Annotated in this window: 14 protein-coding genes and 1 riboswitch; of the genes, 5 read left to right on the forward strand and 9 right to left on the reverse strand. The window is 73.9% G+C overall.

Going from position 1 to position 14,954, the window contains the following annotated elements; translation table 11 throughout:
- Window positions 1-121: 121 nt before the first annotated feature.
- The 4 genes from ATL31_RS11795 to ATL31_RS11810 all read right to left on the reverse strand — a co-directional run bounded on the left by ATL31_RS11795 (window position 122) and on the right by ATL31_RS11810 (window position 4,096).
- Entirely contained in the window at window positions 122-907 is a 786-nt protein-coding gene (locus ATL31_RS11795) for a C40 family peptidase (protein WP_101395939.1), read from the reverse strand.
- Between the two features lie 2 nt (window positions 908-909).
- Window positions 910-1,069: riboswitch (cyclic di-AMP (ydaO/yuaA leader) on the reverse strand.
- Between the two features lie 194 nt (window positions 1,070-1,263).
- Window positions 1,264-1,938, reverse strand: coding sequence for a VldE C-terminal domain-containing protein (locus ATL31_RS16960; RefSeq protein WP_101395940.1), 675 nt, complete (start codon window positions 1,936-1,938; stop codon window positions 1,264-1,266).
- A 219-nt stretch (window positions 1,939-2,157) separates the two neighbouring features.
- Window positions 2,158-2,856, reverse strand: coding sequence for an iron-dependent transcriptional repressor DtxR (locus ATL31_RS11805; RefSeq protein ID WP_101395941.1), 699 nt, complete (start codon window positions 2,854-2,856; stop codon window positions 2,158-2,160).
- 10 nt (window positions 2,857-2,866) lie between these two features.
- On the reverse strand, window positions 2,867-4,096 hold the full coding sequence (locus tag ATL31_RS11810) for an MFS transporter (RefSeq protein WP_101395942.1): 1,230 nt from the start codon (window positions 4,094-4,096) through the stop codon (window positions 2,867-2,869).
- A 100-nt stretch (window positions 4,097-4,196) separates the two neighbouring features.
- Here ATL31_RS11810 and ATL31_RS11815 point away from each other — a divergent pair, with 100 nt between their 5' ends.
- Together ATL31_RS11815 and ATL31_RS11820 are read left to right on the forward strand one after the other, a co-directional pair.
- Window positions 4,197-4,922, forward strand: coding sequence for a hypothetical protein (locus ATL31_RS11815; protein ID WP_211284022.1), 726 nt, complete (start codon window positions 4,197-4,199; stop codon window positions 4,920-4,922).
- Window positions 4,923-4,932: 10 nt separating this feature from the next.
- Window positions 4,933-5,703 carry an SDR family NAD(P)-dependent oxidoreductase gene (locus ATL31_RS11820; RefSeq protein ID WP_101395943.1) on the forward strand — a complete coding sequence of 257 codons (771 nt, stop codon included), beginning with the start codon at window positions 4,933-4,935 and terminating at the stop codon, window positions 5,701-5,703.
- A gap of 25 nt (window positions 5,704-5,728) precedes the next feature.
- Here ATL31_RS11820 and pdxH read toward each other — a convergent pair whose 3' ends face one another.
- From pdxH to ATL31_RS11835, 3 genes are all read right to left on the reverse strand, one after another.
- Window positions 5,729-6,406 (reverse strand): pyridoxamine 5'-phosphate oxidase, encoded by a 678-nt coding sequence (gene pdxH, locus ATL31_RS11825; protein WP_101395944.1) that lies wholly within the window; start codon window positions 6,404-6,406, stop codon window positions 5,729-5,731.
- A 78-nt stretch (window positions 6,407-6,484) separates the two neighbouring features.
- On the reverse strand, window positions 6,485-7,768 hold the full coding sequence (locus ATL31_RS11830; RefSeq protein WP_342749469.1) for an MFS transporter: 1,284 nt from the start codon (window positions 7,766-7,768) through the stop codon (window positions 6,485-6,487).
- Window positions 7,769-7,897: 129 nt separating this feature from the next.
- Window positions 7,898-9,085, reverse strand: coding sequence for an IS30 family transposase (locus tag ATL31_RS11835; RefSeq protein ID WP_425440338.1), 1,188 nt, complete (start codon window positions 9,083-9,085; stop codon window positions 7,898-7,900).
- 125 nt (window positions 9,086-9,210) lie between these two features.
- On the opposite strand from ATL31_RS11835, the gene ATL31_RS11840 reads away from it, so the two are divergent.
- The 3 genes from ATL31_RS11840 (at window position 9,211) to serC (ending at window position 12,723) form a co-directional block, all read left to right on the forward strand.
- Complete coding sequence (locus ATL31_RS11840) at window positions 9,211-10,200, forward strand: NYN domain-containing protein (RefSeq protein ID WP_101395945.1); 990 nt, start codon at window positions 9,211-9,213, stop codon at window positions 10,198-10,200.
- A gap of 112 nt (window positions 10,201-10,312) precedes the next feature.
- Complete coding sequence (locus ATL31_RS11845; RefSeq protein WP_101395946.1) at window positions 10,313-11,431, forward strand: citrate synthase 2; 1,119 nt, start codon at window positions 10,313-10,315, stop codon at window positions 11,429-11,431.
- Window positions 11,432-11,592: 161 nt separating this feature from the next.
- A complete protein-coding gene (gene serC / locus ATL31_RS11850) occupies window positions 11,593-12,723 on the forward strand; it encodes a phosphoserine transaminase (protein WP_211284023.1) in 1,131 nt (376 codons plus the stop codon).
- 108 nt (window positions 12,724-12,831) lie between these two features.
- Here the strand turns inward: serC and ATL31_RS11855 are convergent, their stop codons facing one another.
- Entirely contained in the window at window positions 12,832-14,136 is a 1,305-nt protein-coding gene (locus ATL31_RS11855) for an MFS transporter (protein WP_101395948.1), read from the reverse strand.
- Complete coding sequence (locus ATL31_RS11860) at window positions 14,133-14,576, reverse strand: MarR family winged helix-turn-helix transcriptional regulator (protein WP_245862366.1); 444 nt, start codon at window positions 14,574-14,576, stop codon at window positions 14,133-14,135. Before ATL31_RS11860 ends, ATL31_RS11855 begins: the two co-directional genes overlap by 4 nt.
- Window positions 14,577-14,954: the final 378 nt, after the last annotated feature.

The raw sequence follows: 14,954 nt of genomic DNA on the forward strand, positions 1-14,954 counted from the left end.
CGGTCAGTGCGCGGCCATCGGCCGAACAGCCGAACCGCCGGGACGCCCGTCCCCGCCGTGCGACGCGCAGCGCCCCGGACCGAGGGTCCGGGGCGCTGCGGGCGGTGCAGGGGTGGGCGGCTCAGAAGCGGCCGTACCCGCTGACGCCGGAGAAGATGGCGCGCTCCTGGGTGACCTCGCCGGGCTTGCCCGCGTCGATCATCATCCCGTTGCCGGTGTAGATGCCCACGTGCCAGGCCGGGGAGCCGAAGAACACGAGGTCGCCGGGCTGCGGGTTGCTGACCGGGGTGGCCGCCGACTGCTGCGCCGAGGCGGTGCGGGGGATGGAGATGCCCGCCTGCCGGAAGACGTAGGAGGTGAAGCCCGAGCAGTCGAAGCCGCTGGGGCTGCTGCCGCCGTAGACGTACGGGATGCCGAGGAGGCCGCGGGCGATGTTGACGATCGCGCTCGAGGACTGCGGCATCGAGCTGAGGACCCGGCGGGTCGTGGACCGGCTGGCGGTCTGCGACTGCGCGCGGTCGGCGACGGCGACGGCGACGACCGGCTTGGGCCTGGGCTTGGGCTTCGGCTTGGCCACGGCGCGGACCCCGGAGATGCCGACGACCTCGGTGGGCAGCGGAGCGGCCGGCTGCGGGGCGACGACGGCCGGAGCCGCCGCGAGCGCCCGCGGGGAGGACGACAGGGTGGTGGACCCGGCGGCCGGGGCGCCGGCACGGGCCGAGGTCTCGAAGCCGACGGAGGCGTGGGCCGGGAGCGCGAAGGTGGCGACCAGGCCACCGGAGGCGGCCAGCACGGCCGTGGCGCGGGCGCCGGTCTCACCGGCGGTACGGACGATGGAGGACAGCTCCGCGACGGGGCTGTACTGGACGGCAGAGCGATGCCGTCCGGAGCGGGTGGGCTCGGACACGATGGACCTCTCTGTGCCTACGGGGTGAGCTGTCGGGTTCGGGCAGAGGTTGCCCGGCCGGCGGCCCCGAAGGACCGGTCGGCTTCACCCCGAGGAGCCAGGCGTGAGAGTGGCTCCGAAGGTGGTTCCCCCGCTCCTGCCAAGCGGTGTGGTGCGCGAGGACCCGTGGATGGGGGCAGGACTCGGCGGTCCCATCTGCGGGGCCCGACGTCCGGTGTCGGTCGGGCTCAGCGAACCTAACATCACCACCCGGGTTGGTCACAAAACGATCACGAGAGGTCTCTCAGGTTGCTCTGAGAAGACTCGGGCCCCGCCCACACGAGGTGGTCGGGGCCCGGGTCGGCCGTGCAGGACGGTCAGAAGTTCATGGTCACGTGCACGTGGTCCATGTGGTTGGCGGTGGGTGAGCCGCGGTCCTCCATCAGGCGCCAGCCCTCGCCCGGCGCCCAGTAGCGCTGCTGCCAGATGAGGTACTTGACGTTGAACTCGCTCACGTGGGCCTGGACCCACGCGGCGATGGCGTCGCCCTGCGCCGCGTTGGCGATCATGATGTCGGTCGCCTGGCCGGTGCCGTGCTCGTCGTTGCTGGCGCGGCGGCCCCCGATGGTGGGCGGGCCGAAGGTGACGTCGACCGCGGAGCAGAGCCGCTGCGCGTTGGGGATGAGCCCGATGTTCGAGCAGCGGGCCGTGATGGTGCCCGACCAGGAGCCCACCGCGGCGGAGGCCGCCGACTGCGCGCCGGCGGGGGACGACGGCGCGGGCTCGGGCTTGGGCTTGGGCTTGGCCACGGCCTTCACGCCGGCGATGCCGACGGCGTCGGGCAGCTGCGGGGCGGCGCCGGTGGGGGCGGACACGGCAGGGGCCGGGGCACTGCGGGTGAGGGAGCGGGACGCGGCCTGCGGCGCGGCCCGCTGCGCCAGCACCATGGCGGCGGGCGCGGCGGCACGGGCGCCGTCGGCCTGCGCGTCAGCCTGCTCGGCGGGGACCGCGAGGGCGACGGCCGCACCACCGATGACACCGAGGCTCGCCACCGACTTCAGCGCCCAGGAGGCGCCGGTACGGGGGAAGCCGTCGGGCAGACGGCGGACACGTCCGGGCGCACGACGACGGCCGGGGGGACGATGTGAGGACACAGAGGATCTCTTCCGGGGCGGGAGCTTTCCGCGGCTACGCTACGTCACGCGTCCGGCGATGTCACGTTTCGGTAACACGCACCGCCCGGGCCCCACGGCCGGACGTGGCCGTGCCGGTCAGATGACGGCGACGAAGACGTGGGCCGCGATGTCGCGCGGCAGCGAGACGCCGGTGGCCTCGTCGGCGCCCTCGCGGCTGACCACGACGCGGGTGCCGTCGAGGCGGACCCGGGCCGGCTCGCCGGGGTGCAGCCCCGCCGAGGTGAGCAGCCCCAGCGCCTCGGAGTCGACCTGCACCGGTTCGCCGATGCGACGCACGATGACGCTGACGCCCTCGGGCACGGCCACGACGTCGAGGGTGCTGAGGCCCAGGCGGAAGTCGACGACGTCGCCGACCTCGCCGAGCTCGTCGAGCCCCGGGATCGGGTTGCCGTAGGGCGACTCGAGGTGGTCGGGGAGGATCGCGAGGATCTTGCGCTCGACGCGGTCGCTCATCACGTGCTCCCAGCGGCAGGCCTCGTCGTGGACGAACTCCCACTCGAGCCCGATGACGTCGACCAGCAGGCGCTCGGCGATGCGGTGCTTGCGCATGACGCGGGTGGCCAGGCGGCGCCCCTCGTCGCTGAGCTCGAGGTGGCGGTCGCCGGCCACGGCGAGCAGGCCGTCGCGCTCCATCCGGGCGACGGTCTGCGACACGGTGGGCCCGGAGTGGTTCAGCCGCTCCGCGATGCGGGCACGCAGCGGGGTGATGCCCTCCTCCTCGAGCTCGAAGATGGTGCGGAGGTACATCTCCGTGGTGTCGATGAGGTCGGTCACGAAGGTCAGCCTAACCGGGGGCCCTCCCGCCGGACGGCCGTCGCCGGGGGTCGTGGCGGGGCAGCCAGCGCAGCAACCAGGCGCCTCCCGCCAGGGTCAGCACGCCCACGACCACGCTGGCCGCGCCGAGCGACACGACCGCGGTCAGGGCCCCCACCACGAGGGCCGCCCCGTTGTGCCCGAGCAACGACAGCAGGCGCCAGACGCCGAGGAACGGGGCGCGGCCCTCGACCGGGGCGGCGTCGGCCCCGAGCGTCATCACGATGCCCGAGCCCAGGCCGTTGCCCACGCCCATCACCACGGCCACCGCCCCGACGGCGACCAGGGTCGACGTCAGCGGCAGGACCACCAGCCCGAGGCCCAGGAGCACGGTCACCGGCAGGGCCACCCAGACCCGCCCCCGGCGGTCCATGATCGAGCCCGCCGGGTAGAACAGGAGCACCTCGACCAGGCCCGCGGCGCCGAAGACGAGAGCGGTCTGTGCGGCCGAGAGACCGACGTGCTCCGCCCAGAGCGGCACCACCACCACCCGCGACGACCGGGCCAGACCGATGGCCAGGACGCCCACCCCGACGGTGAGCAGGACGGCCCGGTTCCGGCGCACCACCTCGCGGACCGGGATGGGTGCCGCGGGGGCGCCGTCGGAGCCCTTCCCGCGGTGCACGCCGAGGTCGGGTGACGACCAGGCCAGGGCGGCCGCCGCCAGCCCCGCGACCACCGCGATGCCGAAGGCCGCCTGCGGCCCCCACACCCCGACCACCGGAGCGGCGAGGAACGGCCCCACGAACATCCCCACCCGCCCCACACCGCCGAGGGTCGACATCGCACGGGCCCGCATCGACTCGGGCGCGGCGGCCGTCAGGTACGACTGCCGCGCCAGCAGGAAGACCGCCCCGGTGGGGCCCGACAGCGCCACCGCGACCGCGAGGACCCACAGCGACGGCGCCACCATCGCGAGCGCGGCGGCCGCGGCGTCGGCGACCCCGGCGAGGACGAGGGCGCGCCGCTCCCCCATCCGTTCGACCAGGACGCCCGACGGCACCGCGGACAGCAGCTCGGACACGGTGTTGATGCCCACGAACAGGGCGGCGACGGCCACCGAGGCCCCGAGGGCGCGGGCGCTGAGGGCGACGACCGGCATCGTCGCGCCGAGACCCACCGACCAGAGGGCGGTGGGGCCGAACGCCGGGACGGCGATGCGGCGCAGCGAGAAGCCGTCGGCGCCGCTCGGCTCGCCCATCCACCTCCCCCTCCCAGATATCTTGACGTCAAGATAGTTGCACGCGGGCGTGACGCACGCAACACCCCGGCAGCGACCGGCCCGTCGGTAGGTTGTCGCGATGGAGCTGACCGTCCCCGCCCGGTACCGCGGCCCCTCGGGGTCCGGCAACGGCGGCTGGGTGGCTGGTGCCCTGGCCGCCCACGTACGCACCTCGGCCGCACTCCCGGCCGTCTCCGTACGACTGTCGGCCCCGCCCCCCTTGGGCCGACCGCTCGCCCTGGTCGGCGACCACCCCGACCCGCTCAGCGGCACCGCCGTGCTGCGGCTGCTCGACGGTGACACCCTGGTCGCCTCCGGCACCGCCGTCCCCGAGCTCGACGAGCCGGTCCCCCACCCCGCCGGCCTCGAGGAGGCCCGCGCCGCCGAGGCCCGCTTCGAGGGGCTGCGGGAGCATCCGGCCCCCGAGTGCTACGGGTGTGGCACCCACCACGACGACGGTCTCGGGCTGCGGCCCGGCCCGCTCGGGGACGGCACCGGCCGGTACGCCACCACCTGGGTGGCACCGGCCGACGTGGCCGTCCCCACGGTCTGGGCCGCACTCGACTGCCCCGGCGGGTGGGCCGCGGGCGCCGCCGGCCGGCCGATGGTGCTCGGCACGGTCACCGGCCGGGTGTGGCGGTGCCCCGACCCCGGCGAGACCACCGTCGTCACCGCCTGGCAGCGTGGGGCGCAGGGCCGGCGGCACTGGTCGGCCACCACCCTGCACGCCCCCGACGGCACCCTGCTCGGCCGCGCCGAGTCGACCTGGGTCGCCCTCGACCCCGCCCGCCCCGCCACCTCGTGAGGACTCCCCGATGAGCCACAGCCCCACCCCCGACGCCATCCGCCCCACCGCCGTCGTCACCGGCGCCAGCAGCGGCATCGGCGAGGCCACCGCCCGCCTCCTCGCCCGCCACGGCTTCCGGGTCGTGTGCGCCGCCCGTCGGGCCGAACGGGTCGAGGCGCTGGCGGCCGCGATCGACGGGGTGGCCGTCGCCTGCGACGTCACCGCCGACGCCGACGTGGCCCGCCTGGCCGAGGTGGCCGGGCCGAGCGTGGCCGTCCTGGTCAACAACGCCGGCGGCGCCCTCGGCCTCGAGCCGGTGGCCCAGGCCGACGTCGACCTCTGGCAGCAGATGTACGCCACCAACGTGCTCGGCACGCTGCGGGTGACCAAGGCGCTGCTGCCGGCGCTGGTCGCATCGGGCGGCGACGGCATCATCGTCAACGTCGGCTCCATCGCGGGGCTGCTCGCCTACGAGGGCGGCGGCGGCTACACGGTGGCCAAGCACGGCGTGCACGTCATGACCGAGACCCTGCGCCTGGAGCTGTTCGACCAGCCGGTGCGGGTCACCGAGATCGCGCCCGGGATGGTGCACACCGAGGAGTTCTCGCTGACCCGCTTCGGCGGCGACCAGGAGCGCGCCGACAAGGTCTACGACGGCGTGCCGGGGCCTCTGGTCGCCGACGACGTCGCCGAGGCGGTCGTGTGGATGGCCACCCGGCCGGCGCACGTCAACGTCGACCTCCTGGTCATCAAGCCGCGGGCCCAGGCGGCACCGCACAAGGTCCACCGCACCGGCTGACCGGCGGGGAGCGACCTGCGGGCGCTCAGGGCTGGCGGCGCAGGACCTCCCACGACGCGGCGTCGGCCAGGTCACCGTCGCCCACCCGCCGGAAGACCAGGCGGTCGTGCAGCCGGTTGCGGCGCCCGGCCCAGAACTCGACCTCGTCGGGCACGACGCGGAAGCCGCCCCAGAAGTCGGGCACCGGCACGTCGTCGTCGCTGCCGGTGTCGGGGAACTGCGCGGCCCGTCGGGCGTACGCCTCCTCGAGCGCGGCCCGCGAGGCCACCGGGTCGGACTGCTGCGAGGCCCACGCCGAGATCCGCGAGGCCCACGGACGGGAGTTCCAGTACTCCATCACCTCGGCCCGGTCGACCTCGACCGCCGTGCCGCGGAACCGGATCGCGCGGTACATCGAGGGCCAGGTGAGAGCCAGCGCCATCCGCGGGGTGGCGGAGATCTCGCGCCCCTTGGCCGAGGTGAGGGCGGTGACGAAGCCCGGGCCGCGTTCGTCGAGGAAGCGCATCAGCACCGTGCGGACGTTGGGCGTGCCGTCGTCGTCGACCGTGGCCACCGAGACCGCGAGCGGCTCGAAGACGTCCTTCTCGTGCTGGGCCCGCTCGACGGCGTCGTCGACCCAGGCCCGGGCCTGCGCGTAGGGGGTCTCGAGGAGCTGGTCCTCGGAGAGGCCGTCACCGGTGTAGTCGACGCGTCGGGGGTCCATGGCGCCAGCGTAGGCGCGGGCCGGCCTCGCCCGGCTCCCCGCCGCCGGGCAACCGGGGCGGTGTCGAGACCGGGCGGCTCAGGGCGTCGGGTGCCGGGCGTCGTACCGGACGAAGCCCGGCTGGAGGAGGGCCAGCACCACCACCGCGGCCACGCAGGCCAGGCCGCCCGCCACCGCCGTCCAGCCCTCGCCGATGCGCACCGCGACGCCGCCGCCCGCGAGCTCGCCGAGCCGCGGGCCGCCCGCCACGACCACGATGAAGACGCCCTGGAGCCGGCCGCGCATCCGGTCCGGCGCGGCCGACTGCAGGATCGTGGTGCGGAACACCGCGCTCACCGAGTCGGCGGCCCCGGCGAACGCCATGGCCCCCAGCGCGGCCACCAGGGCGTGCCCGCGCGAGACCGCACCGTCGGCCGCCAGCAGCGCCACCCCGAGGCCCGCGATACCCACCCCCCAGCCGGCCACGCTGACGAGGATGGCGAGGCCCTGCCGCCGCACGCCACCGAGGCGGCCCGACAGGAGCATCGCGAGGATGCCGCCGACCGCCGCCGCGGCGTACAGGGCGCCGACGGTCCTGGCCCCGCCGCCGAGGATCACCGCACCCGCCGCCGGGAACAGCACCCGCGGCTGGGCCAGCAGCATGGCGGCGATGTCGGCGACGAACGTCATCCGCACGTTGGGGGCGGTGCGCAGGAACGAGAAGCCGTCGAGGACCGAGCGCAGACCGGCCCGTCGCGGGCCCTCGGTCTCGTCGTGGGGCTCGGGCGGGATGGCGTGCAGCCGCCACAGGCTGTGCAGGGCGGCCAGGGTGAGGCACGCGTCGACGGTGTAGGCGCTGCGGTAGCCGCCCCAGTCGACCAGCACCCCCGCCAGCAGCGGGCCCGCCGTGAGCGCCGTGTTCATCGCGAAGACCGACAGCGCGTTGGCCGCCGGCAGCTGCTCCAGCGGCAGGATGCGCGGGTAGATGCTCGAGCGGGCCGGCGACGACACCGCGAAGGCCCCGCTCCAGACCGCGACGATCCCGTAGAGCAGCCACACCGAGGTCGAGCCCAGCCAGGCCTGGGCGGCGGCCGCCACGCTGGTCGCGAAGGCCACCAGGGTCGCCACCAGGCCCACCGTGCGCCGGTCCAGATGGTCGGCCAGCGCGCCGCCGTAGAGGCCCATCACGACCAGCGGCACGAGCGCGAACAGCCCCACCACGCCCACCGAGGCCGTCGAGCCGGTGAGTCCGTAGACCTGGAGGCCGATCGCCACGACCGCCATCTGCGAGCCGATGTTCGACAGGGTGAAGCCGGTCCACAGCCGCCGGTAGTCGCTGCTCACCCGGAACGGGGTCAGGTCGGGCAGGAGCGAGCGCAGCACCGGGGCATCCTCCCCCACCTGGCCGCGCGTCGGCCCCGAGCGTCCGCGCGCCGAGCCGCCGGGTCGAGAGGAGGCGACACGCAGGGATCCCGGCCGGCGGTCTCAATCGGTGAGCGCAACGGGTTGGTTTCAGGCTACTTCGGCGAGGGCTTCGGCTGGGGTACGCCATCCCAGGGTCATGCGGGGTCGGGCGTTGAGTCCGTCTGCGACGGTCTCGAGGTCTTCTTGGGTGTACACGGACAGGTCGGTGCCCTTGGGGAAGTACTGGCGAAGGAGCCCGTTGGTGTTCTCGTTGCTGCCGCGTTGCCAGGGCGAGGCGGGGTCGCAGAACCACACGCTCAGCCCGGTCTCGGCACGGACTCGTTGGTGGGAGCCGACCAGCTCGACGCCTTGGTCCCAGGTCAGGGAGCGGGCCAGGTGCTCGGGTAGGGCGGTGATCTGTTGCGCGATGGCGTCGGCGACGGATTCGGCGTCGTGCCGCCCTGGTAGGTGAAGCAGGATCACGAACCGGGTGGTGCGCTCGACCAGGGTCCCGATCGCCGAGGCGCTGTTCTTGCCGATGATCAGGTCACCTTCCCAGTGCCCGGGCACGGTGCGGGCGTCGACGTCCTTGGGTCGATTCGCGATCAGCAGCTCCCCGGGCACCCGGGGCCGTTTGGCGGCCTTGCGCGGGGCCCGACGGGCCCGACCGGTGCGAAGCGCGTGGTGCAGGTCAGCGCGCAGGTGGCCACGGCCTTGGACGTACAGCTCCTGGTAGAGCGTCTCGTGGGAGACCCGCATCGACTCATCATCGGGGAAGAGCACCTTGAGCCGGTTGCTGACCTGCTGAGGGCTCATCCGCTCGGTCCCGCCGATCCACGCCTGCACCGTCGCCGCGAGCACCCGGTGCCCGGACAGCTTGGTCGGTTTGGGCCGGCGGGCCCGCTGCTCAGCCTTCAGCTGCGCGATCCGCGCCGAGTACGGCCGCATCCGCACCGTCCCGGCGCTGGTGCGGCCCTTGGGGCGAAGGTTGCGCGCGATCTCCCGACTGATCGTCGACCGCGCCCGCCCGATCTCGCGCGCGATCTCCGCCTGGGTATGGCCCCGGGCGAGCATCTCCTCGATCGCCTCACGCTCCTCGAAGCTGAGCCGGTGGCCAGAGTCCGCAACCCGCATCCTGATCACGCCACCAGACTCGCGGACCCACCGCCCCGCGATGCTCGATCCGACCCCAGCCACAGCCGCGGACCGCAGCACGTCACCATCGAGCCGGTACTCACGCCAGAACGCGTCCTCAAACCGACGAGCCAACTTCAATGTCACAACACACCTCCACAGGTCGTGTTGCGTTCACCCCCTGAGGCCGCAGCCGGATGCCGTGCGTGTCGCCTCCTCTCGACGGCGCGGCCGGCGCCGGAGCCGCGTGCCGGTGGCGGCCGGCGCCGACGCACTAGCCTCGCAGGATGAGTGACACCGCGCGCATCGCGCTCCTGATCGACGCCGACAACGCGCGGGCCCGCAGGATCGACGTGATCCTCAACGAGCTCTCGAAGGTCGGCGAGACCAGCATCCGTCGGGCCTACGGCAACTGGACCAAGGCCGGCCTCAAGAGCTGGCAGGACGTGCTGCACGACAACGCCATCCGGCCCGTGCAGCAGTTCGACCCGAGCAAGGGCAAGAACGCCAGCGACATGGCACTGGCCGTCGACGCCGTCGAGCTGCTGCACACCCAGCGCCCGGACGCCTTCGCCATCGTCTCCTCCGACGCCGACTTCACCCCGCTCGTGATGCACCTGCGCGAGCACGGCGTGGCCGTGTACGGCTTCGGCGACGCCAAGACCCCGGCGCCGTTCCAGAGCGCCTGCACCCGGTTCCTCGTCCTCGACCGGCTGAGCGCCCCGAGCGGGCAGGCTGACCCGGGCGTCGAGCCCGCCGTCGAGGCCGCGCCCGAGCCGCCGGCCGACGCCCCCACCGCCACCGGGGCCCGGCGCGCGACCAAGGCCGCCACGGCCAAGAGCGCCGCCTCCGCCGGCGCGGGCACCGCTCGGGCGGCCGCTGCCGGGGCGACCGCGAAGGCGGCCCCCGCCGCCTCCGGTGCGGCCACGCCCACCACCAAGGCCGCCGCCAAGAAGGCCACGACCACGCAGGCCACGACCACGCAGGCCGCCGCCAAGAAGGCCGCCGCCGGGACCCCCGAGCGCGCCACCCGGTCCCAGCTGCGCCAGGACGCCCGCCTGGTCAGCCTGCTGCGGGGTGCGGTCGAGAGCTCGGCCGACGACGACGGCTGGGCGAAGATCAACACCGTGGGCCAGCGCATCGCCCGGCAGTCCTCGTTCGACCCCCGCAACTACGGCTACGCGAAGCTCAGCAAGCTGATCGAAGTGTCCGACCTGTTCGACGTCCGCGGCGCCGGGACGCCCGACATGGCGGTGCGCGACCCGCGCGGGGCGTGAGCCGAGCGGATGTCCATCCCGGGCATCAGCGGTAGGTGCAGCGGGCCACGACGTGCACAATGGCTCCGCGCGACGTGAACGTCACTGGCGACGAGCGAACGGAGAACCTTCGATGACGACCACTTCCTCCGAGGACCCGCACTTCTACCCCGGGCTCGAGGGAGTCGTCGCGTTCGAGAGCGAGATCGCCGAGCCCGACAAGGAGGGTGGCGCGCTGCGCTACCGCGGCGTCGACATCAACGACCTCGTCGGCCAGGTCTCCTTCGGCCAGGTGTGGGGCCTGCTCGTCGACGGCGAGCTCGACCCGGGGCTGCCGCCCGCCGAGCCCTTCCCGCTGCCGGTGCACACCGGCGACATCCGCGTCGACGTGCAGTCGGGCATCGCCCAGCTGGCGCCGGTGTGGGGCTTCAAGCCGCTGCTCGACATCGACGACGCCGAGGTCCGCGAGAACCTGGCCCGCGCCTCGGTCATGGCGATCTCGTTCATCGGGCAGTCGGCCCACGGGCAGGGGCGCCCGATGGTGCCGCAGTCCGAGGTCGACAAGGGCCGCACCATCCCCGAGCGGTTCATGATCCGTTGGCGGGGCGAGCCCGACCCCAAGCACGTCGAGGCCATCGACTCCTACTTCATCTCCGCCGCCGAGCACGGGATGAACGCCTCCACCTTCACCGCCCGCGTCATCGCCTCCACCGGCGCCGACGTCGCGGCCTGCCTGTCGGGGGCCATCGGCGCCCTGTCCGGACCGCTGCACGGCGGTGCGCCCTCGCGCGCGCAGCACATGATCGAGGGGGTCGAGCGGACCGGCGACGCCACCAAGTACGTCAAGGGCGTCTTCGACCGCAAGGAGCGCCTGATGGGCTTCGGGCACCGGGTCTACCGGGCCTACGACCCGCGGGCCGCGGTGCTGCGCGACACCTGCAAGCGCCTCGGCGCCCCGCGCTACGAGGTCGCCCTCGAGCTCGAGAAGGCGGCCATCAAGGAGCTCGCCGAGCGCTACCCCGAGCGCCGGATGGAGACCAACGTCGACTTCTGGGCCGCGGTGCTGCTCGACTTCGCCGAGGTCCCGGGCGAGATGATGACGCCCCTGTTCGTGGCGGCGCGCACGGCCGGCTGGTCGGCGCACATCCTCGAGCAGAAGCGCACCGGCCGCCTCATCCGCCCCAGCTCGCGCTACGTCGGGCCCGGGCCGCGCCCCCTCTCCGACGTCCCGGGGTTCCGCTCGCGCGACTGACCGCCGGCGGCGACCGGTCCAGAGGTTGGACCCGCCGTCCGGGATGCGGTCACGGTGGGTCAGGATGGAAACCGGTCCCGGGTACGCCGACGATGCCGCACCCGGGCCACGGGGAGCCACTCCCCGTCCCCCCACGGCACCGACCCGCATCGGAGACCCTCGTGAGCGACTCGCCCCAGATCAGCATCCCGGCCGACCTCCTGCCCGCCGACGGACGCTTCGGCTCCGGCCCGTCCAAGGTGCGCCCCGAGCAGGTCGAGGCGCTGGCCGCCATCGGTCGCACCGTACTCGGCACCTCACACCGCCAGGCGCCGGTGAAGAACCTGGTCAAGAACGTGCGCGAGGGTCTCGCCACCTTCTTCGACCTCCCCGAGGGCTACGAGGTCGTGCTGGGCAACGGTGGGTCCACCGCCTTCTGGGACATCGCGGCCTTCGGGCTGGTGCGCGACCGCGCCCAGCACCTGGCCTTCGGCGAGTTCTCCTCGAAGTTCGCCACGGTCACCAGGAACGCCCCGTTCCTGGGCGAGCCCACCGTCATCACCGCCGACCCGGGCTCCCGCCCCTCCCCGCGCGCCGAGGCCGGCGTCGACGTCTACGCCTGGGCCCACAACGAGACCTCCACCGGCGTGATGTGCCCGGTGCAGCGGGTCGAGGGCGCCGACGACGACGCGCTGGTGCTCATCGACGCCACCTCCGGTGCCGGCGGCCTGCCGGTCGACGTCAGCCAGGCCGACGTCTACTACTTCGCCCCGCAGAAGTCCTTCGCCTCCGACGGCGGCCTCTGGCTCGGGCTCTTCTCCCCCGCCGCGCTGGCCCGGGTCGACGAGATCGCGGCGTCCGGCCGCTGGGTCCCCGACTTCTTCAGCCTGCCGACCGCGATCGACAACTCGCGCAAGGACCAGACCTACAACACCCCGGCCGTGGCGACGCTGGCGATGCTGGCCAACCAGGTCGAGTGGCTCAACGGCAACGGCGGCCTCGACTGGGCCACCGCCCGCACCGCCGACTCCTCGGGTCGCCTCTACGACTGGGCCGAGCGCACCTCGTACACCAGCCCGTACGTCACCGACCCCGACCACCGCAGCCGGGTCGTCGCGACCATCGACTTCGACGACGCCGTCGACGCCGCAGCCGTGGCGAAGACGCTGCGCGCCCACGGGGTCGTCGACGTCGAGCCGTACCGCAAGCTCGGCCGCAACCAGCTGCGGGTGGCCTGCTTCCCGGCCGTCGAGCCCGACGACGTGAGCCGCCTCATCGCCTCGGTCGAGTACGTCGTCGAGCACCTGGGCTGACGCCCGGGGTCGCTCAGCGGGTCACTCAGCGGGTGGCGGCGTAGACCGCGGCGACCACCAGCAGCACGGCGAGCACGCCGAGCGTCATCCGCCGACGGAAGAGCGGGGTCACCGGACCGGCTCCGGCATCGGCACGTGCGGGTCGTGGTCGCGCGCCACCGGCACCGTGGTGACGGTGACCCGCGGACGGCGCTGGGACTCGTAGCTCACCCGGACATTCTCGGCCCGCGCGAGCCACGCCGACACCGCGACGAGCGTCACGCCCACCGCGAGGGCTCCGACGCCGATGGTCCACCGCGGCCCGAACTGCTCCGAGATCCAGCCGATCATGGGGGCGCCGACCGGCGTGCCCCCCATGAAGATCGCCATGTAGAGCGCCATCACCCGGCCGCGCATCTCGGGCGCCACCCGGGTCTGCACCATCGCGTTGGCCGTGGTCACCGCGGTGAGGGCGGTGAGGCCCACCGGGACCAGGGCGAGCGCGAACGTCCAGTACGTCGGGGCGGACGCGGCCACCGCGGCCGAGACGGTGAACCCGACGAGGGCGAGCAGCAGCACCCGCAGCCGCGGCTCCTGGCGGCGCGCCGAGAGCAGCGCCGCGGTGAGCGACCCGACGGCCATGATCGAGCCCAGCAGCCCGAACTCGCCGGCGCCCTTGTCGAAGACCTTGGTGGCCATCAGCGCCATGGTGATCTGGAAGTTCATCCCGAAGGTGCCGAGGACGAAGACCAGCAGCATCACGAGCTGGATGTCGCGGCGGTGCTTGACGTACGCGAAGCCCTCGCGGATGCCACCGCGCCCCTTGGTGCGGGCGGGCGAACGCAGCTCCGAGACGGTGAGCATGGCGAGCGCGGCCAGCACGAAGACGAAGGTCAGGGTGTTGAGCAGCAGCGCCTGCCCGGTGCCCCACCAGGCGATGACGAGCCCGGCGACACCCGGGCCGATGAGGCGGCCGGCGTTGAACGAGGCCGAGTTGAGCGCCACGGCGTTGGTGAGCCTGTCGGGCGGCACCATCTCGGAGACGAACACCTGCCGCGCGGGGTTGTCGATCGCGGTCGTGACGCCCTGCACCAGCGCGATGACGTAGACGTGCCAGAGCTGCGCGGTGCCGGTGACGGCGAGCAGCCCCAGCACCAGGCTGGTGACGGCCAGCATCGTCTGGGTGACCAGGAGGATGCGGCGGCGCGCGAAGCGGTCGGCGATGAGGCCGCTCCACGGGGCCAGGAGCAGGAACGGCAGGAACTGCAGCCCGGTAACCACGCCGAGCGCGGTGGCCGAGCCAGCGGTGAGGACCGTCAGCACCAGCCAGTCCTGGCCGACGCGCCCGACCCACGTGCCGACGTTGGAGACGAAGCCGCCGAGGAACCACAGGCGGTAGTTGCGGATCTCGAGCGAGGTGAAGGTGGGGCTCATTCGGCGGCCACCCGTTCCAGCAGGGCGGTGGCCTCGACCAGCAGGGCCCGCTCGTCGTCGCTGAGGTGCTCGAGCCGGGTCGCCAGCCACTGGTCCCGGCGCCGACGGGTCTCCTTGATGGTGCGCCGCCCCTCGGACGTGAGGCTGAGGATGACCTGGCGGCCGTCGGCCGGGTCGTCCGAGCGCGAGACCAGGCCGCGCTCGACCAGGCTGCCCACGGTGCGGCTGATGCTGGGCGCGGAGACCTGCTCGATCTCGGCGACCTCCTTGGGAGTGCGCGGGCCGTCCTCGAGCCGGACCAGGATCGAGAACTGGTGCGGCGCGACGTCCATCGTGCTCTCGAAGCGCACCCGCCGCGAGATCCGCATGCAGGCCATGCGCAGGTCACTCGTCAGGCGGTCCTTCTGCGCGCGGCTCATGGTGGCGGCGGGGGCGGGCACGGTGTCTCCAGCGGGGTGGTACGGGATGTCGTTAGCACAAGTCATTACTTGTGCTAAGTATTCCACACCGGTGCCCGGCCGGGTGCCCCGTTCGCGGGTGACATGCCGCCGACGAACCCCCGGACGTCCGCCGGCGCACCGGCCGCCCCGCAGCACACCGGCCCGGCTGCAGCGCACCGGCCCCACGGGACCGGTGCGGAGCGAGCTCGCCCCGGCCCCGCAGCATCACCGGTGCGGCGCGGACTCACCCCCGCCCCGCCGCACACCCGCCGCCGCGCAGCACACCGGCCAGGCTGCGGCGCACCGGCCCCATGTGACCGGTGCGGAGCGAGCTCGCCCCGGCCCCGCAGGTCGGCGGGTACGGACCCTCGACACAAG

The sequence above is a fragment of the Phycicoccus duodecadis genome (assembly GCF_002846495.1).
Lineage (GTDB): Bacteria > Actinomycetota > Actinomycetes > Actinomycetales > Dermatophilaceae > Phycicoccus > Phycicoccus duodecadis.